Here is a 23,323-nt window from a genome sequence, read left to right as displayed (position 1 = left end):
GAGCTAGTTAATATTCGACTGTTGCTTGAATAATGTTGGGGTTGTATTAGTGGCTAACTTAAAAAAACGGCAAAAATACGCGCTATCTTTAAATCCTAAATGAAGCGCTATTTCGTCGATTGTTTGTGTAGTATAGATTAAACGTCGCTTTGCCTCAGTGATCAGACGTTGATGAGCAATTGCTTTGGGAGAATCATTTAATAAACTTTTACAAATACGGTTTAACTTTGAAGTAGATATATGTAGCTTCTCAGCGTAGTCAGGAATAGTCATATGTGAGGTATAATTTAGCTCAATTAAGCTTCTAAAATTAACGACTATTTCTGTTTCTCGACTGCGGGCGTTACTTGCCAAAAGAGTAGTGTTTTTTTGCCTAAAAATATTTAATAATATCAATTTTAGCAATTGCTCAACGGCAATAGGCGCACCTAATTCATTATAATTAATTTCATACATTAGCAGCTCTATGTAGTGCTTTAAATGCACTAAACGTGCTGCATTTTCAAACTCAACCGTCAATGGCTTTAATAACAATTGATTCAGGCTAGTCTCACCATAATTGCTTACTAAAAAACTGTCGTCTATTGAAATTACAAAGCCTTGTGTGCGTGGTTTAAAATGAAAGCCATGTACAACACCAGCCGGAATAATTACCCCCCAATCACCATTCAGTTGATACTCTCTTTCATCTAACCTCGCAGCCCAAGAGTTATTAAAAACAATTACAATTTGAACTAACTTATTATGACGATGTGGTGATATCTCCCATTTAAGCTCACTGCTTCGATAAGCTATATTTTCAACATGAACAGCACCTGGCTCTTGGCGAATAAACGGCTCTCCGTATAGGTCATAAAATGGAATTTTTTTATTCATGTGCACGTGTACTCAAATTAACTTTGACTCAAAAGTACAACAGATGACATCAATTGTGAATGGTTTAAACATTAACTAATGAGCAATATAAAAGAACACGATGTTTTCAACGAGTATAAAAATGCAATCATTAAAAACTAAAATAGCAATCATTGGCGCAGGGCCCTCTGGATTGTTACTCGGTCAACTTCTAGCTAAAAAGGGGATCGATAACATAATTATAGAGCGCGCATCAGGCGAATATATTTTAGGTCGTATTCGTGCAGGTATTTTAGAGCAAGGATTAGTGAGTCTACTAGCAGAAGCTGGTGTAGATGAGCGAATGAAAAAGGAAGGCCACATTCACGATGGCTTTGAAATAGCACATTATGGTCAACGTCATCGAATCGATATAAAGGCACTTACAAATGGCAGCACCGTTATGTGTTACGGGCAAACAGAAGTTACCCGTGATTTAATGCAAGCGCGCCAAAACATAGGGGCAACGACTTATTATGAGTCTAGTGATGTTGCCATTCATGAGCAAAGTTCAAACTCCCCATTTGTAACGTTTACACAAAATGGTATTGAATATAAATTAGACTGTGATTATATTGCTGGATGTGATGGCTTTCATGGCGTTTCTCGACAATCTATCCCTAAAGAAAAACGTAACGAATTTGAACGTATTTATCCTTTTGGCTGGCTTGGGTTACTTAGCGATACTCCCCCCGTTGCTGATGAGCTTATTTACTGTAAAACTAAACGAGGCTTTGCTTTAGCTAGTATGCGCTCTTCAACCCGTTCACGTTATTATTTACAGGTGCCATTAACTGATAAAATTGAAGATTGGTCTGATGATGAATTTTGGACTGAGCTTAAAAAACGCTTACCTGAAGACGTAGCTGAGATGCTGATTACCGGCCCCAGCATTGAAAAAAGTATTGCCCCTCTGCGTAGCTTTGTATGTGAACCAATGCAAGATGGACGCTTATTTTTAGTTGGCGATGCCGCTCACATTGTACCACCTACAGGCGCTAAAGGTCTTAATCTGGCAGCATCTGATGTATCCACCCTCAGCAAATTGCTAGATAAGACATACAATGGTGAGGAACCTGATGCGGTAGCCAAATACTCCGAAATAGCATTAAAAAGAGTATGGCACGCCGAGCGATTCTCATGGTGGATGTCAAACATGCTGCATGAATACGATGATGACAACATGAATGAAAACGAGACTAAAACGCTTGAACGATTCATGGCATCCGACCTTGATTTTCATCTAAATTATGAAGAAGGTAAAAAAGTAATAGCAATCCAATATGTGGGAATGCCATACGAGAAAATTTAAACAAGTTCCCTTAAAATAATAAGCTCATATGATATTAGTAACATGGGCTTTATTTATTAATATATACGATTAGTTAACTAACTTAGTTATATCGTTTAAACGCTTAACTATCTGATCGTTTTTGATAGCTTCCCAAAACTGATTAAATTCAATAATTTCATTCTTTATCGCTGAAAGTAGTGGCAAATTTTTAGTAAAATAAGGTGATGAGTTGCCATATGTAACAAATTTAACCCAAGCAACATACATTTCAGTGGCAACATTTTATCTGGAGGTGATTTGCTGCTGAAATTTAACTTTCACAGAATCAAAACAATTGAATTCAAATTGTATAATATGCCTCCTAAACTTTTCCTTTTAAGCTATAAGCTATGTATTTGAATCGTTAAGGCCATGTCTGCTACCTAATAAATACGGCTTACCTAACTGCAATTTTACTGAATCAATGAAATTTTTCGTAATAATTAAAAAGTAAACAGCAACGCTTTGGTCAGGGTTTGCGCCTTGATTTAATGCTATTGTGTGGTATTTGAGTTTAATTTAAATGGCACATATGCAGCTTTTAGCATACTGAATCAGCCTAACAGACGGACCAAATGGTTAATACATTAAAATCTAATATCATGCTTAAAATGCACTAAACATGCTTTGTTTAATTTTTTAATAAACACATATCAACACGCTCTAAAAATATAAATTTTAGTTATGAAAAATCAATATTTATGCCAACAAAAGCCCGTATATATACGGGCTCTATAAATGTTTATTGGCTAATTAGATTGGTTATCTCATTTAAGCGATTCTCAAGTGGGTCTTGTTTTACCTCACTTCCGTTCTCGTTAAATTCAATTATTCTATTATCTTTAGCATTGTAATTAGGCCAAGCAATGCCTTGCTTAGGTGACGGGTTGCTGTATTTAGCAAACCTTACCCATGCAGCGTGCATTGCACTGGCAATTTTAAAATCGTTTTGCGATGTTAACGGATTTTGCGCAAGAGTATTAAATACAAAAGGTATTTCAGTGGCATGGTATGCGCCATCAACTTTGCCTTTTAAGTGGCTAGGAACGTAATTAAAACGATAAAGCCATGTAGGCTGTTCACTCATACTCGCTTTGCTTGCAATATAGCGCGCAGGTTCTACAAAACGCTTATCACCGAATATCATAGAGCCTAGCAGTGGATAATTTAACTCCCCATTTTTAGCTAGCACAAATGGCGCATACGCTTTAGTAAACTGAGCTTTATTGTTCACTGATTCGAGCGTTTCTGTGGCTATTGCAATAGCACCTTTCGGATCGTAGTCTTTTAAAAATCCCCACTCAAAATCCGTACTGCCAATAAAAAGTGGAACTTTTGTTTGTAGAGCTTGAGCAAACCCCTCCTCGTCACTTGTTAATACAATAGATGAGTCAATCATAGGCCCGCTGTAAGTAGGCGTATTTGCGTTCATCATATTCAAACCGCTCAATACCTTTTCTGCAGGTAAAGCACGTAGTTTTGCGAGTGCTTTTATATCATTGGTATTAATTCCCACACTTCTAGCAAATTGAATGCCAGCATCCTCAGCTGAAGGGTTACCTTTAGTGCCTTTTTTATTTAAGTATACGACCGTCTCTGTCGAATCACTTCTACCACCCCCTGATTGCACAATCGCTTTGTGAAAAAGCCCTTTAGATTGGGGCGATAACATATGAAAATTCACCGAGCGCCCACCAGCTGACTCACCAAAAAGTGTTACATTATCAGCGTCTCCACCAAAATGGGTAATGTTATTTTTAACCCATTTTAGGGCCGCGATTTGATCCATCAAGCCGTAATTTCCAAGCGGTGTATTTTTGCTTTGTTCACTCAACCCAGGATGAGCAAAGAAACCAAAACGCCCTAACCTGTAGTTAAAACTAACAAATACAACGCCCGATTCGGCAAACGACTGACCACTATAAATAGCCGCTGACGAACCGCCATTGACAAAGCCTCCACCGTGTATCCACACCATAACTGGGCGCTTTTGAGTGATATCTTGTGCTGGTGCCCATATATTTAAGTAAAGGCAGTCTTCACTCAATGAGCCTTTTAGGGGCGCCGAATCACCAGGAAATGTGGTTTGCATACAGTCAGGGGCATATTGAGTTGCATCAAGCACGTCTCGCCACTGAGTCGCACTTTTAGGTCCCTGCCAGCGTAAATTAGCAATAGGTGCTTGTGCATAAGGGATCCCCAAAAATTTATTAACTGGCATTTTTGTATCTAGTACAGACACCCCTTTAACAAGCCCTAATTGTGTTTTTGCAATCACATTATGTGTGGCTTTTGCTTGCTCATTAAGTTCAGCTGAGTCTTGCCCGTTCGCACAAATACTTATGCTCATAAACATTGCAATGATAAAGCGAATTCGTTTTAAGGTATTCATATTAAATTCCTGAATTAAGCAGGTTGCTGAATTAAGCAGGTTGCCTTATTAAGCAATTGCTTATTGATTAATGCAGCCACATGAAAAAGCCGCATTATTTTACTTAATTATTCTATTAAGCATTAAGGCTCAATAGCCATGTTTTCGTCTAAGTTAAATGTGGCACGCTTTAGAATATTACGTGAAGAAGAACCAATATTTACCTCATATTGACCAGCCTCTGCTAACCATATATCTTGTTTTTCATCAAAAGATGTTAGCGCTCTAGCATCAAGCTCAAAGCTTATTAATTGTGTTTCACCTGGTTTAAGGAGGTCAGTTTTAGCAAATGCTTTGAGTTCATTTTCAGGTTTTTTTAACACATTTTGTGGCGCTGATATATAAAGCTGAACAACCTCTTTTCCAGCTGCCTTACCAGTGTTAGTAATGGCTAATTTTACCGTTATTTTATTAGTAAATGTTTCAGTGCTAAGTGTAATATCACCATAAGTGAAATTGGTGTAAGACATACCAAAACCAAACGGATAGGCAACCTCTTTATTGTGTTTATTGAAGTGGCGATACCCTACCCAAATATCGTCAACGTAGTTAACTTTTGCAGGCACAGTTTGCATTATGCCTTCAGGCTTTGCGTCAGGGTCAAGTACGGTGCCTGGGAATCCTTTAGCTGCGGGGTAATCATTAAGCTCTAACGGCCACGTATCTGTTAACTTACCCGATGGATTAGTATTACCGACTAAAATATTAGCAATCGCATTGCCTGCCTCTTGCCCTGGTTGGTAAGCTAATAAAATTGCATCGGCTTTTTCTTGCCAACTGGCAACTTCAATTACACCACCCACATTGAGAATAACAACTACGGGTTTGCCTTGCTCACGAAATGTTTTAGACACCATGTTAAGCATGGCTAACTCTTTATCAGTAAGATAAAAATCGTGTTCAGGTCTATCTATAAATTCACCCGAACTTTTGCCAAGTGTTACGAGTGCGTAGTCATATTTTTTAGCTGACGCATTAAGGTACTTTTGATTAAGTGAAAACTCTGGTAAAGCTTTTTTAGGCATGAAAGGCGCTAAAGGATGCTTTGAAACCGGTATTTTAGCTTGTTCTTTTTTTATATGAGCCTTGTAGGCACCAGCAAGACCAACTTCTATTTCTGCTCCTACATTTTTTAAACCCTGCTCTAGCGAAGTCACATATGCTTCATTTACATCACCACTGCCCGTCCCCCCAATAATAATATTAAAAGAATGAATGCCAAATAACGCAACCGATTTAGCTCCTTTCAATGGTAAAGTATCTGCGCTATTTTTAAGTAATACCATGCCTTCTTCAGCAGCCACTTGAGACAGCTTTGCATGAGTCTTTAAATCGGGGTGATCAGTGTATTTATATTGCTTATACACTAAACTTTTTTGAACTAAAGTAAGAATGTTCTTAACGTTGTGATCTAACACTTTTTTATCTAATTTTTTAGAGCTAACAGCGCCTAAGATTGCTTGCTCTTGATAATCCATACCAGGCATAAGCAAATCATTCCCAGCTTGCATTTGTGCAACAGGGTCTGTGCCACCAAACCAATCTGTCATAACAACGCCATCAAATCCCCATTGCTGTCTTAAAACGTCAGTTAATAAGTTGCTACTTTGTGATGTATAAACACCATTTACCTTGTTATAAGACGACATAATTGTCCACGGATTACTTTCTTTTACGGCAATCTCAAATCCACGCAGATAAATTTCTCTAAGAGCTCGCTCGCTTAATTGAACATCAATCGTATTCCTATTCCATTCATGGTTATTTGCTACAAAATGTTTAAGTGATGTACCTACACCTTGAGACTGAACCCCATTCACAACCGCTGCAGCAATTTTTCCGCTCAGTAGTGGATCCTCTGAATAGTATTCAAAATTACGCCCCCCTAATGCAAAACGATGGATATTTAGTGCAGGTGCAAGTAATACATCAACCCCATATTCTTTAGACTCATTCCCGATAGCTTTACCAACCTCCTGCGCTAGCTTTAAGTTCCAAGAAGAAGCGATCAAATTGGCTATAGGAAATGCCGTTGCATGAAACGTGTTGCTTTTATCGGTATCTCGCTTGGGATCTATTCTCAGACCGGCGGGACCATCTGCTAATGTTATTGAAGGAATCCCTAAACGAGGAATAGAGAACGTATTGCCTGCAGCACCGGCCACTTTATCTTTTGTTTGACCAACGGTTGGGCTGTCCTGACCTGTATCCATACCTGTACCACGAACGAGCTTAACTTTTTCTTCGACTGTTAATGTATTAATCACATCATCAAGAGGGTCAACACCAAGTTTAGGTAACTCAGCCGATTGCGTATTTAATGTAGTTAACGCACTGACAAGTAATAAGGGGATCCATACTGCTGATGCACTTTTAAGTTTTGCCGATTTATTACTAATTTTTTTCATATAAACATACCTATGTATTTAGAATTGGAAATTTTGGCTAACAATAAAAAAGCTCGTACACTGTACGAGCAGTTAAACATCAAAACTCCCAACCAAAGCGAACCCCGCTTGTACGAGGGTCTGAAATTGTTGCAGTACCATCTGATAAGCCAGGAAACGCTGGGCCTAATGAAGCATTAGATACGGTAGTTTCGTCTTCTATATTTTTAACATAAGCCTGTACAAACCAATCGCGTTCAGCTGAGCGATAAGTGACAGAAATATCTGATTTATGAAAAGAAGGTTGTTCAAACTGTGATATCGACGCAGTTGATAAAATTGAATACGAGTCACTCCATCGAGATGAAAGATCAACTTCTATATCAGCCCCGCTATCGAGCATAAATACATGCTGGTAATTAAGTAATGCCGTAAACTCTGGAGAGCGATTTAGTTTTTCGCCTTTTAAATTAATGTCTTGATTTAACTGATAATCAGTATAATGAGCATCTAGCCATGTAAAGGCTACATTGAGCTTATCGTTAGCAGTAATATAATAACGAGATTCCACCTCAAGACCTTTTACACTTGCTTCCCCTGCATTACTGGTTACCTGACACGAACCACCACATATTTCAGAAACGTTACTTAGCTGAAGATCTTGATAGTCATAATTAAACATGTTTATAAATGTACGTAATCCACTATCTAAGTCCATTTTTATGCCAAGCTCGTACGCTGTCAGTGTTTCTGGGTCGTAAAATAATGCCGATTCAGATAACGGACTAAAGCAATTAGGCATGCCTTGTGTACATCCATCGTTAAAACCACCTGCCTTATAACCTGTTGATACCAAAGCGTAAAGCAAAGTATCTTCGCTTAAATCATAGTCCAAACCCACTTTCCAAGTTAGCTCTGAGTAATCGACTTCTGCGTTATTTAGAGAGTCAGGAATTGGGTTGGTTTGCTCATCAAACGTAAAATCAAGTGGTTCATCAACGGTATAATGATTAATAATAGCGCCGAGACGGGATTTTTTATCTTGTGTTAAACGCGCGCCTAATGTGAACCTGAACTGATCATTTAAGTCAAACGTGCCTTGACTAAATACAGCTAAGGATTCAGACTTTGTTGGGTTTTGGGGGAAACCAAATATGTAACCATCCTCACCTTGCTCACCCGCATAAATATAGTAGTCAATAGCTGATTTCTCAGAAAATGAATAAATACCCGCTTGCAAGTTCATTGTATCAGTCACATAAGTAAAGCGAAGCTCATGAGAGTTTTGGTCGTAGTTACCCTCAAACACTTGTCTATCTGATATGTTTATCGTGTCAAAAGGAAGCTCTACTGTGCCAACTAAACCAGTGGTATTTTGATCATTTCGTTTAAATTCTCGGTATGAGCCTAAATAGGTTATTGTTATACTCGGTGATATCTCCCAATTAAGCTCACTCATAACCCCCCAAGAGTAACCATCTTTTGAAGCTTGCGCTAAGTCTTTCCAACCTATGGTTCTTAACTCATCTGAGCTTAAGTTATCTGCAATATAAGGTGGGTTTTCTCCTTTGACTGTATTCGATGTATTTATATTGCTCAAATCATAAAAATTAGAAAGCTTTACTGCACTGCGCCCAGAGCCTTTAATAGAAGAATGGTCGGCTCTGACTAAAAGGTTTACATCATCAGTAAGCTCAAACAACCCGCTTAAACGAATCGAGGCGTTATCTTTGCCTGGATCAATACTGTATTCAGATTCTGGATTTTTATTTAGGTATGTATCGCGCTTATCCCAATTTATTGCAGCACGTATGGCTGCACTTTCTGAAATAGGCACATTGACCATGGCTGTTGCTTGGCGGCGTCCATAATCCCCTAGGCCCCCATCAAGTGAGCCGTATATTTCATTAATAGTCGGCTTAGCAGAAATAACATTAATCAAGCCTGCTGTTGCATTTCGTCCATAAAGTGTGCCTTGTGGGCCTCGTAAGATTTCAACTTGATCTAAGTCAAAAAATGAGACTTCTTGTGCTTGAGGTCGCGCGATATAAATACCATCTTGTAAAAATGCAGCTGAGGGATCACCTTTTTCGGTGTTATCAGTACTAGATACACCACGAATTGTTATTTGCAGTCCGTCTGAGCCTGCACGATCAATAGAAATATTAGGCGCTTGATCTTGTAACGTTGTGGGATCTGTTATTCCTGCGTTCATCAACGCTTTTGCTGATAGAGCGGTTACTGCAGCAGATGTGTTCGCAAGGTCTTTACCTGTGCGAGTTGACGATACAACAATAACTTCAAGATCTTTTTCTTTTTTAAGATTTGCCTCTTGCGCAAAAGCTAATGGTGTCGATAAAGCCACGGATGTACATGCCGCAGAAATAAGACAGCTGAGTCGTGTTTTTGTGTGGTGATTCATAGTTGGTCCTAGTGTGTTTTACAATTCTAAAAGTTAAGCTCTTGATTTATATTACTTATGGCAGCGTAACGTAATTTATCTTTGTGTGATGACGATATAATCGCCACACAAAATGTAATCGATTACATAAGATCTCTCAACTACAATTTATTAACAAAAAGCTTCGTATTTATAACCAACACACTACAGGCTAAATTTTAAATGTTTATAATCATGAGGTTGAAAATAATAAATAATAAAAACACAAACAACCTCCCCCCTAAATTTACATCTATTGTTATTTTTGATGCATATAATCAATAATATAAATACGTAATTTGTAATTGGTTACAGTTTTGGGATTATGTGTATACTAGTCGTAGTATATTTTCGGAACTAATTCTCTATGGCTAACATAAAAGATGTTGCATTTGCCGCTGAAACCTCTGTTGCAACAGTATCTCGATACTTCAGCTCACCAGAAAAACTATCAAAGAAAACGGCCGTTAAAGTGGCAAAAGCTATCGAAGAACTTAATTACAAACCAAATTTGCTGGCAAGAAACTTTACACAATCTAAATCCTATTCAATTTTAGTTATTGCGCCAATTAATAACCCTTTTTTACTTGATGTAATAAGTGGTATTCAAGAAGTTGCTATAGCTAATGGATATACTGTACTACTGGCCGACATTATGCAGTCACAGCGCGATGGCACACATTATTACAACATGTTAGAAACACGACTCGTCGATGGGATAATTGACTTTCAAGCTAGGCTTAAAGACTCTAAAACACCCTCCCCCCCGATGCAAAATATTGTTACACTTTGTGATTATAAACCTAATGGTATCTATCCTGTTGTTTCCATTGATGATGTAGGGGCGGCTGAAGAAATGGTCGATTACCTTACATCTTTGGGCCATAAGCACATTGGCTGTCTTAGTGGTTTAAATTTTATACATGCATCAAAACATCGTCTAAAGGGTTATCAAAACGCACTCAAAAAAGCCAATATTCCGTTTGACTCTGGCTTAATCATTAATGGCGATTTTTCTTCAACGTGTGGAATAAAAGCTGCAAAACTTTTTGCTAACATGCCCAAACGACCAACCGCAATATTTAGCATGAGTGATAAGATGGCAATAGGGTTAATTCAGGGCTTTAAAAAGCTTGGCTTAAAAGTTCCCGAAGATATTTCAGTAGTCGGCTTTGACGACATTGAGTTTGCAAAGTTCTGCGATCCTACGCTTACAACAATTCGCCAACCAGCAAAAGAACTTGGCTCTGAGGCAATGAAACTTTTATGCGATATTATCAAGGGAAAATTTACTCAAAATAAAGCACCAGCTCCTTATTTTTTGCCAACCGAACTAATCGTCAGAGCCAGCTCTGCGGCCCCAAAATGAGCATAGTTTTAAAAACTAAAATAAATTTATTTGAGATCCCTCGTTTAATGAACAACTTGCTTGGCTGTTTTTTGAAGTTATTACCGGATTTTATTTTTATGTAAATAAACTTATTAGATACCAAAATATATTAACTGATAATGGATAGTTTCCTAACGTTAGGTTTTTTTCCATATAAGACTCCAACCTGTCTGTTTCTCTTTTTACAACCTCATAGCACTCGCAAGACTGGGACTCTAATTGAGGTCGGTCTATCACACTAATATGACCACGTTTATAAGTGATAATACCCAGCTTTTGTAGTTTACCAGCGGCCTCAGTTACCCCCTCACGTCTTACGCCTAACATATTTGCTATCAGCTCTTGAGTCATTATTAAATTGTTACTTGGTAAGCGGTCAATTGATAGTAAAAGCCAGCGGCTTAGTTGTTGCACTATACTATGATGACAATTACAAACTGCGGTTTGCGCCGTTTGGGTAATTAATGATTGCGTGTAACGCAACATGAGCATACGCATATCAGGCTCGCTATTAAATTGCCTGTGTAATTCACAACCGGGTAAGCGATAAGCGGTACCAGCACTTTGTACAATAGCTCGGTTGGGGGTGCTTTCTCCCCCCATAAATACAGCTATACCTACAACCCCTTCATTACCGATAACTGATAACTGATATTTCAGCAGATGAGCCATCAATCATCACATACAATAATGAAACAATACTATCTATAGGAAAATAAACGTAATCGAGCTTTTCACTTGTTTCATAAATAACTTCTCCAAGGGATAAATTGACTCGCTTTAAAAGCGGAAACATTAGGCATATCAGGTAGCCTTATAAATTGTGGGTGTTCGCTTTATCAAAACTTTTAAGATTTAAGTTCTCCAGTTTTACTATCAATAAACAAACACTTCGCCTTAAAATTACTAGCATTAAGACGAAGTGCACACCCCTAATTAATCTAATGTAAAATTAGATTAGAGATAGATTTAATCATTGTGTTATTACGTTATAAGGGTAAATATTTTCACGGTTTTGGAATGCCAAAATAGCCATATTTTTAATTATTCCTTGCTCAATGTTTATTGCACGGCGAATGGTTTCATCTTTTTGCCACTGCAAAGCACCTTTAAGTATCGTTTGTAAATATACAATGAGCGCCGCAGAGATTGAACGCGTCGCGCTTTCCCATAAATAACTCGGTGTATGATCAACGCCATAATAATCCGTGTTGTTATATCGAAATAAAGGGTTTTTAAACGTTGTCGGCTTTGCAAAAAAGAATCCCATCCCCTCATCACAGCTAACATCAATAATTAAGCTGTTTGGTTTTAAGCAGCCGGCTTCTGATTCAATTACAAAGTTAACCGGATGAGCTGTTTCTTGATAAGTCCCGTTCACGATAATATCGGCTTCGCTAATAAGATCGCCAAGTGGTCGATTAGTCCCATCATGTTCAACAACCATCATGCGCGCCTCCCCTTCAACACCTTCTCGTACCTTAACATAGTGACAATCTAATATTTCTTCACGCACTTCGTGATCAGGGCGCTGAATACAAATTGTAATATCTCTAAAGCCATGCGCTTTAAGAGCGTAAATAGCGCCTCTACTCACTGCACCAAAACTAAATATAATCGTTTTACGTTGATCGCCATAATGGCCATCAATACCCTTAAGTTGCAAGGCATGTATTACAGCGCAATACCCTGCCATTTCATTGTTTTTATAAAAAGTATGGCGCCCTACATTTCCTTGTGGTGACCACACATACATGTCTTCAAAAGCGATTAAGGTAAGTTTACGTTCAATTGCCGCTTGTGTTATCTCATGCTGTTGAACGCAGTGGGCATAGCCCCAAATAGTGCCTCCTTCGCGCATTTCTTCTAAGTCAGCAAGTACAGGCTTTGCGATAATGGCCGTGCCAATATGGGTAAGTATTTCGCTGCGCGATGCAATACCACCCGTTAACGTTGCAATATATTCATCGCTAACATTAAAAGCGGTGCCATAGCCTTGTTCAAACACCATTTGTTTTCTAAGATTTTCGGGAATTCGTAATAAATGCTCTGGGTGAATAGGATACCGTCTTTCATCTGTCTTGCGGGATGTTCCGATAACGCCGATAGTTAATTCACTCATGCTAAGTCCTGTTTATAAAGTAAGTACGCTTGAGTTCATCAGCGAATCATCATACTTCGCCAATAAACTTAGGCGGTATTTTTTCTGTACGTTTTTGGCTCGGATGAACCAACTCTATTTTACAAATGTGTAATTTTGACAATAAATAATGAAGAGCAGTGAGTTAACTTGCATTGAGTTGCAAGCTGAAGACTGTTACCTTTTGAGTAAAAGTGCTGACTGAGTATATCAGAAATAAGTATTACTAACTTGGGTATCTCACACTGAAATAAAAAGAGCACTACTCTGTAGAGCAGGTTTAATTCGCTTTGTATTGGGTTAGCTGAATGTTCAGCTTTTATATCAACTTCGGCTATGACCATGAGCGGTTATTACTAATTTTCTGTATGGAATCAAGATTTTGCTGCTTTGGTTTTCTTGTAAAGGCCAACTTATATGTATTCTTTTTTAACCTTTAATGGACTCCCGTAATGCTAGCCGGTGGAGGGCTTGCACTCGCGTATTCGCTCTATGCTTTTTTTGCTTTTATATCGGTACTTTTTGTTATTTACTTAGTAACTGAAACCAAAGGAACGAAACTAGAAAACGTATAACTTTATCGTCCTAAATAGCTAAATTTAGGACGATAATTTTTTAGTGCCTACCCAACTAATCTATAACCTACCGCTGGCTCAGTTAAGATATGAATAGGGCTTGCAGGGTTTACCTCAAGCTTTTGTCTTAGTTGCGCTACATGTACACGAATATACTCAGGTCTATTAATGTATTGCTCCCCCCATACCTGACTTAAAATAGCATTATGAGTAAGCACTTTATCTTTATTTTGAAATAACATAAGCAAAATTTTATATTCTTTATTAGTGAGCTTTACATCGCTGCTGTTAAGCGTAACTGTGTGCTTATGCGGATCTATAATGATGTTACCGCATTGCAGTGCCAAACTGGGCTGTGTATTTACTCTTAGTAGCACACGCATTCTTGCCAGAAGTTCGTTTGCACTAAAAGGTTTGGTTATATAATCGTTTGCCCCATTATCAAGGGCTGTAACCTTTTCCACCTCGCCATCGCGAGCCGAAAGCACTAATATTGGTATTTGGCTCCATTGTCGTACTTCAAGTAACCAAGCCTGTCCATCCATATCAAGCAATCCCAAATCAAGTAACACTAAGTCAAAGCTTTGCTCACTCATTAATGAAAAACCATCAAGCCCTTTCGCACTAATTGATACGTTATAGCCACTGGCACCTAGTAATGTTTTTAAAAAACTTTGCAGTGCAGGTGAGTCTTCTAGCACCAATACATTAATCATTCTTTGCACTCCAGCTAAGTATTGCTGTGGCTACTTGGGTCAGCTCATCAATAGATAATACAAATTCGCCTTGATGAAACTGAGCAACTACATCGCAAATTACGCTACCAAGCCCAACTCCTTCATCCGAACTGCTTGGATGAGTAACTATGAGGTTGCTTACGGCTATTTTATAGTGTGTTATATTACCAATTCGTTCAGTATTAAAGTCCACTGTCGCCACTCCATCACCGTAACGTGCCGCGTTTTCGAATATATTCGCAAGCGCGATTTCTAAAAGTGTTATATCACCTATACAACAAGTAGCTTTATCAAAGACTAACGCTAAGTTAAAACCACTTAATTGCTGCTGCCTGCGTGCTTTAGCCTCAGTAACCAGTGTATGTACGTTGATAGCTTGCCACGCTAGCTGCTCTCCTATTTTATTTACCCGACTAAGCTCCATCACTTTATTAAAATGCTGATTTAAGATTTCACTTTGCTCATAAATATTTTTTGCTTGTTCTGTAATTGATGCCTTACTCAGCTCAATATTTTCGTCAGCTAACATACTTGATGAGCCCATAATAGTAGCCAAAGGCGTGCGTAGATCATGAGATAAACTACGCAGCAATGCGTTTTTAGCACGTTCTAACTCTGCTTGTACTTTCATCGATGCCGACTGGTTTCTAAGATTTGAGTTTTCGTGGACCTGAAACAACAAAGACAGTGCCGTGTCTATAAATGCACGGTTTTCAGGACTAAGTTTGGCATCTGAAATAAAGCCGCCCCATTGTGTGTTTTGTTCGATATTGAAGTACTCTCCATTATCCATTGTATTATTGTTCCAACGAAGTGTAATACCTAGATGGTTTTTAATCGATGTTGTAAATACTTGGCGCTGAGCGTTTATATCATCAAGCCCATTAAGCGCCTTAGCTAACTCATATAAACATCGTGTATTACTGGCATGTAACTGGGTATCACGAACGTTTTTACTTAGCTCGCCCGCCAATTTGCTTATCATCAAGCCAACTATAAGCATGACAGTAAATGTGACTAAGTATTCAATTTTTTCGATATGAAATGTAAAGTACGGCAGTACAAAAAACCAGTCGGTACATGCCACACTAACTAACGTTGTAATCCCCGCTAAGGCGGCATTTTGACGCACCGCAACCCATGCCACCCAAAGTAATTGCAACATCACAATGTCGGTGGTCGTTAGCCACTCTCGAACTGGAAAAATAGCCAGCACAATAAAAATAGGCGCAATTGTTGTTAATAAAAGTGGCTTAAGCCATTTATTAATACCCATTTGTGCACTCCCATAAAATTCTCTTTTTATAGGTTACTGCTTTTTAATACGTTGTGTATAAAGTTTTTATAAAGATTTTTGGCTGTAGTGTTAAATGTTTATAAAGCTTAATTGATATGGGGTGACTCTTTTTTAAAATTCCATAGTCTTTGCTATGTAGTATTTTTTAAATAGGAACGCACATGGCACAGTTTGCAGTAATTGGATTAGGTAGTTTTGGTGTTACCGCCTCGCTTGAGCTTGCTAATCAGGGGCATCACGTTTGCGCAGCCGATATAAGCGAAAGCACCATTAACACGTTTGCTAATCAGTTAAATTACACTGTCATTTTAGATGCTAGTGATGAAACACAGCTTGCTCGACTCGACTTAACCAGCTGCCAAGCTGTATTAGTTGCAATTGGTGAAAACATAGAAGCGAGTATTTTATGCGTGCTGCATTTAAAAAACCTTGATGTTAAACAAATATGGGTTAAGGCGTGCTCTAAAAGTCACCATCAAATTTTAAGTAAACTTGGCGTATCTCGTATTATTCACCCCGAAGAAGAAATGGGTATCAGAGTAGCACATGCACTTAACTACCCTATGGTTAACCAGTACTTTGCACTTACACAATCTACATTTATTGTTGAGCTTGCCATAGATTTACATTTATCAGGGCGCAATATTGGCTGGCTTCTAAAAGAGCGTAACTCAGATATAAAACCGCTCACCTTACGCCGAGATGATAATTTCAATACAGACCTAACACTCGACACCGAGTTACGCCATGGTGATAGCCTTGTATTACTGGGCTCTAAACATTACCTAACAAAACTCACCAAACGGTTTAAAGCTTTATGATTAACTGGCAAGCACACGTACTTCCAAAGCAATTTAATCGCCGTTTAAATAATTTTAAAAGGCCTGTTAACCCCCCTTTAATTTTAACTGCTGGTTTTTTTGCTCTCATTATTTTAGGCACTTGCTTATTACTATTACCTTTTGCAAGTGTTGAATCGCTTAGCTTTATTCAAGCTTTTTTTACTGCATCCTCTGCGGTTACAGTTACAGGCCTAGTTGTTATTGATACAGGTACTGCGCTAACCACATTTGGGCAATGTGTTGTTATGGTACTTATTCAAATTGGAGGAATCGGCTTTATGACCGTGGCCGTTATTTCATTTTTAAGTATTGGTAAAAACTTAGGATTAAAACAACGTTTACTTGCAAGCCAAGCATTCGATACAAGCGATTTAAATGGAGTGATCCATGTAGCTAGATGTGTAATAACTTACTCGCTAATAATTCAGACTATAGCATTTTGCTTACTTTTTATTAGCTGGGTAGATGACTATGGTATTGCGGGTAGCGCCTATCAAAGTCTATTTTATACTATTTCGGCTTTTAACAATGCCGGGTTTGCACTCGATAGTAATAGCTTAATGGCTTTTAAAAGTGATGTATCTGTTAATCTTATTATCAGTGCATTATTTATAATCGGTGGCTTAGGATTTACCGTTTTAATAGATATATATCAACAACGTCGCTGGCATAAATTAGCAACTAATACACGTATTGTATTAATTGCAAGTGCCGTAATAAATTGCAGTGCATTTTTGCTTATTTTTTTATTTGAATATTCAAATCCAGCCACACTTGCCAACCTACCTATTAGCGAGCAAATAATTACTGCTTGGTTTCAAGCAGTTACACCACGTACTGCAGGCTTTAATACTTTACCTATTAGCCAGCTCAGTTCCGACTCGACATTGCTTACATTGTTATTAATGGTAATAGGTGGCGGTTCGGTAAGTACAGCAAGCGGCATTAAAATAGGAACTTTTGTTATTTTACTACTTGCTATGTATAGTTATTTACGTCAAAAACCACAGGTAACCATATTTAACAGAGAGCTAAGCGACAAACTTGTGATAAAAGCATTGAGTGTTGTAATTTTATACTTATTTACGGCTTTTTTAAGCATCATGATTATGAGTAAAATCGAGCAAGCGTCTCTTTTAGATATTACTTTTGAAGTAATTTCTGCATTGAGCACTGTAGGGCTATCTCGTGATTTTACTAGTAATTTAAGTATGCCAAGCCAACTAATAATTATTTTACTTATGCTGATTGGCAGAGTAGGCCCACTGACATTTGCTTATTGTTTTGCAAAACCTAAATTACAACCTCTTAAATTTGCTAAAACAACCATACAAATAGGGTAACTATTATTAAGACCACTTAGCCAGCATAATTTATGTAAGGTATTATTGCGGTGCAAGATAGAAAATTAATGACTCCTAAATATAACTTTATCTATTAGGAGTCTTTTATAGAAAAATAAAAATGAATATAAGCACTCTTTTTCATTATAGGTATGAAAATAAATAAAATAAGCGCCAAACCATTACAATAGTTTTGGCGCTTATTAAAGGGGTAATATTTACCCTTTCATTTGTTCAAGCTCTTTGCCTTTGGTTTCGTGTAAAAACTTAAATACAAATATTTTTCATGATATTGATATTGCCCCTGAAGGCAAAACACTACAAGAAAGCCACGATAACGTAACGCACATAGCTAACATTATCGAAAAAGAAATGCAGCGCACAGGTGTAAAACTACTGTGGGGTACTGCTAACTTATTCTCAAACAAACGTTTTTGTGCCGGTGGTGCAACAAATCCTAATACGTATGCATATGCAGCAGCACAAGTTAAACATGCAATGGAAATAACGCATCGTTTAGGCGGCGAAAACTACGTACTTTGGGGTGGTCGTGAAGGTTACGACACACTACTAAATACAGACCTTGCGCAAGAAAGCGAGCAGTACGCACGCTTTTTGAAAATGGTTGTAGAACACAAGAAAAAAATTGGTTTTAAAGGCACATTATTAATTGAGCCAAAACCACAAGAGCCAACTAAGCACCAGTACGATTACGATACAGCAACGGTTGCAGGCTTTTTACACAAGCACGGCTTACAAGACGAAATTAAAGTAAACATTGAAGCAAACCACGCAACACTTGCAGGTCATAGCTTCCACCACGAAATTGCCGTTGCTTGCGCTGAAGGTATTATGGGTAGTATTGATGCTAACCGTGGTGATATGCAAAACGGATGGGATACAGATCAATTCCCTAACGATGTAGCTGAGTGCACACTTGTCGTTTACGAAATTATAAAGAATGGCGGTTTTACAACCGGTGGCTTTAACTTTGATACTAAACTTCGTCGTCAATCGTGTGAACGCGATGATTTATTCATCGGTCACATTGGTGGTATGGATACGATGGCAAAAGCATTACTCAATGCAGCAGCAATGATTGAAGGCGGCGAGCTTTCTGACTTTGTAGAAAAACGTTACGCAGGCTGGAAAGAAGAACTAGGCCAAAGCATTTTAAAAGGTGAACAATCACTTGAGAGCCTTGCTGCGTTAGTACACGAAAACAACATCGATCCTAAGCAAGTTTCTGGCCGACAAGAGCTGCTTGAGAATATTGTTAACCGCTACGTATAAGGACATCGCCTCGGTTTTAAAGCCGAGGCGTACATCATTATGAACTTGTTAGAACAACTCAAAAAAGTAACCACGGTCGTTGCCGACAGTGGCGATGTAGAGACAATCAAAGCCTACAACCGGTTGATGCAACAACCAATCCTTCGTTAATTTTACAAGCTGCAAAATTACCTCAATATAAACACTTAAATAAGTTTTTCACATATATAAGATTGTTATATCTGATAGTTTTTAAATTGCTCCCACACAGCCTCTGCTACAGGCCCCAACACTTCTCCCCTTTTCTTAATAATGTAATATTTTAGAGGCGTTATATTTTGCACATCACTAAGTGACAGCATTTTCAGAGTATTATTTGCAATACCTTCATCAGCTAAATAACCTGGTAATTTACCCCAACCCATTGCACTTTCGATAAGCATTTTTTTAGTTGGAAAGTCATTTACATACCATCGTCGCTGACCTTGCTGTACACCCCACTCTATGTTTTTTGAACCAGTGCCTGAGTCCTGCACAATTATTTGGTATTCGTTCAACAAATCAGTGGCCTGCCTAAGGTTTGGATTTCGCTTTAACAACAAAGGGGAAGCTACATTGATTAATGAGCCGCTATTTAACAAATGCTTTTGAATTTTCTCTTCTTGTGCAGAAAATTCCATTGTTGGTGTTATACACAGATCGGCACCGCCATCAAGTAAGGCTTCAATTGCACCTGTTATGTACTCTTGCCTGATTATTATTTGAGTTTCAGGGAACTGATTTTGCATATTTTTTAGTAATGGTAAAATACCCTTTAAATTAAATGATGCTTCAATTGCAATCGTTATACTTACCTCGTTCCCCTGTGCTATGTGGTGTGCAACTTGTTTAAGTTGTGCTGCATCATCTAGCAATTTCATAGCCTTATGAAACATAGTTTTTCCTGCACTGGTAAGCTCTAACCGATAACCATTACGACTAAATAAGGCAAAGTTAAGGGTATTTTCTAGTTGCTTAATACCTTGGCTTATAGCTGGTTGAGTTTTGTGTAAAAGAGCACTTGCTTCACTCAATGATCCAACCTGAGAAACAGTAACAAACATACTAAGCTGTTCTAATTTCATAATTTACGCCAAACATGTAAAGCTAAAGTTTATATCTTATAAAAAAACATTCAATATTAATTAATAAGAACTGTGATTATTCTAACGTCAAAAGCTAAGCATCTGCTTAAATCACTCTTATTAAAGTTGGGAATAACATGAGCACAAAAGTAAAAAGAATTTTTATGTATACATCACTAGGATTAACAACACTTACCTTTATAGCTGCAGGCTCTGCAAAACTAGCAGGAGTTGAGCAAATGCACTTATCTTTTGCTCTTATGGGTTTACCTGCTTGGTTTGGCTATTTTATTGGTGCAAGTGAACTTGCGGGTGCTATTGCTATTTGGATCAAAAAACTAAGCATTTTAGCTGCAAGTGGTTTGTTAGTTATTATGGCTGGTGCAACATTTTTTCATGTAGTTTACGACAGTGTTGCCAATGCAATACCTGCCGTTATTTTATGTGCTTTATTAATTAATATCATAATTAACCGAGTCAATGATATAAACGCCTTAGATAGTAAGTAACCTAGAGCTATTTTCAATACAATGAATAACGATATATTCGCTTCTATCGTTATTCAAACCCTCTTTTACAAAATGACTAATGCTTTCGCATCTCTCATTTAGCCTAAAGATAACAAACTCGATCTCTAAACAAACAAAGGCTAAAGTTGTTTTATTCATTAAATTTTAATTTTGAGTTCATACCCTGTATTTAATAATTAAATATACGACGTACTAAAGTTTATTACTTGGGCTTTTAATATGCCTAATTAACTAAGGTGTAAATATGAAAAAAACATTTTTAGGCATTTTCTCGATTACAGTAATAACTTACTTACTGAGCGGCTGCACAACATCAAATAACGGTAATATTACAAAATTGAGTGAAGATAAAATAAGTACTAGATTAAATAAATTACCTTCCTCGCTAACCTCTAGTGATTTGTTCAATACCACTGTTATTGAACCCACCCAGCTATTTGATAACCTTTATTTTGTAGGATATGTCAGCGTAGGTACTTTTGTTATCACGACAACTGAGAGCATTATTTTAATCGATACCATGTGGACCCCGCACGATGCCAAACATGTGATTGTTCCTGGACTAAAAGAGTTAGGCTTAAATCCTGAAGATATTAAATACGTGATAGTTACTCACGGCCACAGCGACCATTATGGTGGCGCTCACTACTTTGAATCACATTATGGCGCTAAAATTTTAATGAGAAAAAATGAGTGGAACTACATCCATAATCCAAATGCACCTGTATTAACTGATCCTTTCGGTAATTTTTCTACCGAAATACCATTACCTAGCACTTACACCCAAGTTATCGATGGTGAAAAAATAAGTTTAGGTAAAACTAATTTAACGGTACTTGCTACACCAGGGCATACGCCTGGTGGGTTGTCTTTGATAATACCTGTTACAGATAATGACATACCTCATACAGTTGCACTTTGGGGAGGTACCGGTTTACCGGATACTAAAGAAGCAAATCAAACTTATTTGCACTCTTTAAATTATTTTCAAAAAATTGCAAACAAAAACGATGTTGATGGAAGTATCTCAAACCACCCGTTTTCACATGATCTAATTAATCAAATTAATACATTAAAAAATCGTAAATCTGATCAACAAAACCCCGTGGTAACCGGTAATAAGGCATTTAATGAGTACATAGACGATGTATTACGAATTAACGTTCAAAAGAAACTTTCGTCATTTGAGTCAAACTAATATAGCTTTTCACGCACCGGTGTTATCGTGCTAATGTATTTATCATGACGGTATGTGTCGCTTTAAAGCGATACTCATTACTAATATAAAAGCATAGTGCACTTCTTTTTATGAAAGCCCTCAAAAAAATAGTCTGTATAAAAATACAGACTATCAAATGTGGGGTTAATTACTGTTAGTTTGGTTTATTGTTCTACCAAAGTGACCGATACGTCGTCTACATAAAAATCAGCAGTCAGTTCGTTTGACTCCACATAAAGTAAAGCCGCACTTTCCTCGGTTGTTATTGAATGGGTATAAGTGCCCGAAAGCTGTACCCAATCGCCTGCAACTACGTTTTTAACAGTGGTTAGCTCGAGGTATTCAGTGCTCGCATGCTCAATTTGCAGTGTGAGCTTAACTCCTGGCGATACCGCTGTGTTATAGTCAGATAACTTAACCCACGCAGATACATTATAGGTTTTACCTGCTGTAAATAAGCCTTTTACATCTTTTTGTAACCCATTCCACGTTTCAGCTCGCCCTTGTACTAAAGCGCTATTATTTGCGCTGTGAGCTTGGGATGTTTCAAGTGAAATAGTAGCACTGCCTCGTGATTGCCATGAATCAAGACCGCCTTCAAAGTCACCATTAGTTAGCAGCTCTGCGTGTTGTTAAAAGTACGACCGGTGTTGAAAACCTTTATTTAGATCAGTTAGGTGCGTTTGGTAACGTTGACCGCTACCCTGCTAGACGTATTATAACCATTGTTTACTATTCGCTCGTACGCTTTGAAGAAACCAATCTTGTGAGCGGCGACAATGCTTTAGAATGTGAATGGTTTGATGTAAATAACGTTCCCCCTTTAATGTTTGACCACGCCGACATTTTAAAAAGTGGTTTAGATTACTTACGCTATAAAGTAAGGCACGAGCCGATTGGTTTTAGCCTGCTCCCTGAAAAGTTTACCTTTCTTGAGCTACAAGGAATTTACGAGTCGATTTTAAATAAATCACTCGATAAGCCTGACTTTAGACGTAAGTTCCAAAAAATGAACTTACTAGGGTCTGTTGATCTTTGCGGATTAAAATTTGTTCAAACTAGGGGCTATTTAATCGCGGCGCGAGGTTTGTAACCTAGTGGGCTAAGTAAAAACCGAGCAACAAAGAATAAATAGCCCCTAGAAAGCTGTCTCTTATACACAAATCCCTGCTAAGAAATTAGCGGGGATTTTTTTGAACTAAATCTCAATTTCATGATCAGATCTTCAAATCTTGTTTGAGGGCCATTATGATTAACGAACATACTCATTGGGCAAAACAACAATTCGGTAAATCGGACTTAGGTGATCCAAGAAGAACAGCGCGTCTGGTAAAGTTAGCATCAACGCTTGCAAATGAACCAGGAAAAC

General features: G+C 37.9%; 17 protein-coding genes and 3 pseudogenes. 10 read left to right on the top strand and 10 right to left on the bottom strand.

Annotation, left to right across the window (positions count from 1 at the left end):
- Positions 1-3 precede the first annotated feature (3 nt).
- A complete protein-coding gene (locus tag H5115_RS02490) occupies positions 4-876 on the bottom strand; it encodes a helix-turn-helix domain-containing protein (protein WP_182753474.1) in 873 nt (290 codons plus the stop codon).
- 121 nt (positions 877-997) lie between these two features.
- Here H5115_RS02490 and pobA point away from each other — a divergent pair, with 121 nt between their 5' ends.
- Positions 998-2,206 (top strand): 4-hydroxybenzoate 3-monooxygenase, encoded by a 1,209-nt coding sequence (pobA, locus tag H5115_RS02485; protein WP_182711651.1) that lies wholly within the window; start codon positions 998-1,000, stop codon positions 2,204-2,206.
- A gap of 763 nt (positions 2,207-2,969) precedes the next feature.
- On the opposite strand, the gene H5115_RS02480 is transcribed toward pobA, so the two are convergent.
- The 3 genes from H5115_RS02480 to H5115_RS02470 form a co-directional block, all read right to left on the bottom strand.
- Positions 2,970-4,619 (bottom strand): carboxylesterase/lipase family protein, encoded by a 1,650-nt coding sequence (locus H5115_RS02480; RefSeq protein ID WP_182753472.1) that lies wholly within the window; start codon positions 4,617-4,619, stop codon positions 2,970-2,972.
- 122 nt (positions 4,620-4,741) lie between these two features.
- The gene (locus tag H5115_RS02475; protein ID WP_182753470.1) at positions 4,742-7,066 is read right to left on the bottom strand and encodes a glycoside hydrolase family 3 C-terminal domain-containing protein; all 2,325 of its coding nucleotides are present in this window, start codon (positions 7,064-7,066) and stop codon (positions 4,742-4,744) included.
- Positions 7,067-7,145: 79 nt separating this feature from the next.
- On the bottom strand, positions 7,146-9,467 hold the full coding sequence (locus H5115_RS02470; RefSeq protein WP_182753468.1) for a TonB-dependent receptor: 2,322 nt from the start codon (positions 9,465-9,467) through the stop codon (positions 7,146-7,148).
- 385 nt (positions 9,468-9,852) lie between these two features.
- On the opposite strand from H5115_RS02470, the gene H5115_RS02465 reads away from it, so the two are divergent.
- Positions 9,853-10,854, top strand: coding sequence for a LacI family DNA-binding transcriptional regulator (locus H5115_RS02465; RefSeq protein ID WP_182753466.1), 1,002 nt, complete (start codon positions 9,853-9,855; stop codon positions 10,852-10,854).
- 96 nt (positions 10,855-10,950) lie between these two features.
- Here the strand turns inward: H5115_RS02465 and H5115_RS02460 are convergent.
- The 4 genes and pseudogenes from H5115_RS02460 to H5115_RS02445 form a co-directional block, all read right to left on the bottom strand.
- Positions 10,951-11,671: pseudogene (locus H5115_RS02460) on the bottom strand (Crp/Fnr family transcriptional regulator).
- A 177-nt stretch (positions 11,672-11,848) separates the two neighbouring features.
- A complete protein-coding gene (locus H5115_RS02455; protein WP_182753464.1) occupies positions 11,849-12,997 on the bottom strand; it encodes a N(5)-(carboxyethyl)ornithine synthase in 1,149 nt (382 codons plus the stop codon).
- A gap of 640 nt (positions 12,998-13,637) precedes the next feature.
- A complete protein-coding gene (locus H5115_RS02450) occupies positions 13,638-14,306 on the bottom strand; it encodes a response regulator (RefSeq protein WP_101163047.1) in 669 nt (222 codons plus the stop codon).
- On the bottom strand, positions 14,299-15,603 hold the full coding sequence (locus H5115_RS02445) for a DUF4118 domain-containing protein (RefSeq protein ID WP_182753462.1): 1,305 nt from the start codon (positions 15,601-15,603) through the stop codon (positions 14,299-14,301). The genes H5115_RS02450 and H5115_RS02445 overlap by 8 nt, the downstream gene beginning before the upstream one ends.
- A gap of 182 nt (positions 15,604-15,785) precedes the next feature.
- On the opposite strand from H5115_RS02445, the gene H5115_RS02440 reads away from it, so the two are divergent.
- From H5115_RS02440 to H5115_RS20125, 4 genes and pseudogenes are all read left to right on the top strand, one after another.
- On the top strand, positions 15,786-16,445 hold the full coding sequence (locus tag H5115_RS02440; RefSeq protein ID WP_182753461.1) for a TrkA family potassium uptake protein: 660 nt from the start codon (positions 15,786-15,788) through the stop codon (positions 16,443-16,445).
- Complete coding sequence (locus H5115_RS02435; protein WP_182753459.1) at positions 16,442-17,809, top strand: TrkH family potassium uptake protein; 1,368 nt, start codon at positions 16,442-16,444, stop codon at positions 17,807-17,809. Before H5115_RS02440 ends, H5115_RS02435 begins: the two co-directional genes overlap by 4 nt.
- A gap of 282 nt (positions 17,810-18,091) precedes the next feature.
- A pseudogene (locus tag H5115_RS02430) lies at positions 18,092-19,102 on the top strand (xylose isomerase); the annotation flags it as partial.
- A gap of 36 nt (positions 19,103-19,138) precedes the next feature.
- Positions 19,139-19,290 (top strand): annotated as a pseudogene (locus H5115_RS20125) (transaldolase); the annotation flags it as partial.
- A gap of 27 nt (positions 19,291-19,317) precedes the next feature.
- On the opposite strand, the gene H5115_RS02425 reads toward H5115_RS20125, so the two are convergent.
- Entirely contained in the window at positions 19,318-20,205 is an 888-nt protein-coding gene (locus tag H5115_RS02425) for a LysR family transcriptional regulator (protein WP_182753457.1), read from the bottom strand.
- 164 nt (positions 20,206-20,369) lie between these two features.
- Here H5115_RS02425 and H5115_RS02420 point away from each other — a divergent pair, with 164 nt between their 5' ends.
- A complete protein-coding gene (locus tag H5115_RS02420; RefSeq protein ID WP_259396308.1) occupies positions 20,370-20,714 on the top strand; it encodes a DoxX family protein in 345 nt (114 codons plus the stop codon).
- 265 nt (positions 20,715-20,979) lie between these two features.
- Complete coding sequence (locus tag H5115_RS02415; RefSeq protein ID WP_182753453.1) at positions 20,980-21,933, top strand: MBL fold metallo-hydrolase; 954 nt, start codon at positions 20,980-20,982, stop codon at positions 21,931-21,933.
- A 185-nt stretch (positions 21,934-22,118) separates the two neighbouring features.
- On the opposite strand, the gene H5115_RS02410 is transcribed toward H5115_RS02415, so the two are convergent.
- Entirely contained in the window at positions 22,119-22,574 is a 456-nt protein-coding gene (locus H5115_RS02410; protein WP_259396313.1) for a carbohydrate binding domain-containing protein, read from the bottom strand.
- Between the two features lie 146 nt (positions 22,575-22,720).
- Between H5115_RS02410 and H5115_RS20120 the strand changes: the two genes are divergently transcribed.
- Both H5115_RS20120 and H5115_RS02400 read left to right on the top strand, forming a co-directional pair.
- Positions 22,721-23,047, top strand: a complete 327-nt coding sequence (locus H5115_RS20120) for an NrtR DNA-binding winged helix domain-containing protein (protein WP_259396307.1) — start codon at positions 22,721-22,723, stop codon at positions 23,045-23,047.
- Positions 23,048-23,202: 155 nt separating this feature from the next.
- Positions 23,203-23,323: transposase DNA-binding-containing protein (locus H5115_RS02400; RefSeq protein WP_182753451.1), on the top strand; the 121-nt coding region annotated here is incomplete at its 3' end.

The organism is Pseudoalteromonas sp. SR44-2, from assembly GCF_014163745.1.
GTDB lineage: Bacteria > Pseudomonadota > Gammaproteobacteria > Enterobacterales > Alteromonadaceae > Pseudoalteromonas > Pseudoalteromonas distincta.
This window is presented reverse-complemented; position numbering and strand designations above follow the sequence as displayed.

Coding starts and splice junctions, on each gene's coding strand:
- H5115_RS02465 (WP_182753466.1), top strand. CDS start 9,853: ATGGCTAACATAAAAGATGTTGCATTTGCCGCTGAAACCTCTGTTGCA.
- H5115_RS02470 (WP_182753468.1), bottom strand. CDS start 9,467: ATGAATCACCACACAAAAACACGACTCAGCTGTCTTATTTCTGCGGCA.
- H5115_RS02450 (WP_101163047.1), bottom strand. CDS start 14,306: ATGATTAATGTATTGGTGCTAGAAGACTCACCTGCACTGCAAAGTTTT.
- H5115_RS02435 (WP_182753459.1), top strand. CDS start 16,442: ATGATTAACTGGCAAGCACACGTACTTCCAAAGCAATTTAATCGCCGT.
- H5115_RS02440 (WP_182753461.1), top strand. CDS start 15,786: ATGGCACAGTTTGCAGTAATTGGATTAGGTAGTTTTGGTGTTACCGCC.
- H5115_RS02425 (WP_182753457.1), bottom strand. CDS start 20,205: ATGAAATTAGAACAGCTTAGTATGTTTGTTACTGTTTCTCAGGTTGGA.
- H5115_RS02490 (WP_182753474.1), bottom strand. CDS start 876: ATGAATAAAAAAATTCCATTTTATGACCTATACGGAGAGCCGTTTATT.
- H5115_RS02480 (WP_182753472.1), bottom strand. CDS start 4,619: ATGAATACCTTAAAACGAATTCGCTTTATCATTGCAATGTTTATGAGC.
- H5115_RS02415 (WP_182753453.1), top strand. CDS start 20,980: ATGAAAAAAACATTTTTAGGCATTTTCTCGATTACAGTAATAACTTAC.
- H5115_RS02445 (WP_182753462.1), bottom strand. CDS start 15,603: ATGGGTATTAATAAATGGCTTAAGCCACTTTTATTAACAACAATTGCG.
- H5115_RS02455 (WP_182753464.1), bottom strand. CDS start 12,997: ATGAGTGAATTAACTATCGGCGTTATCGGAACATCCCGCAAGACAGAT.
- H5115_RS02420 (WP_259396308.1), top strand. CDS start 20,370: ATGTATACATCACTAGGATTAACAACACTTACCTTTATAGCTGCAGGC.
- H5115_RS02475 (WP_182753470.1), bottom strand. CDS start 7,066: ATGAAAAAAATTAGTAATAAATCGGCAAAACTTAAAAGTGCATCAGCA.
- pobA (WP_182711651.1), top strand. CDS start 998: ATGCAATCATTAAAAACTAAAATAGCAATCATTGGCGCAGGGCCCTCT.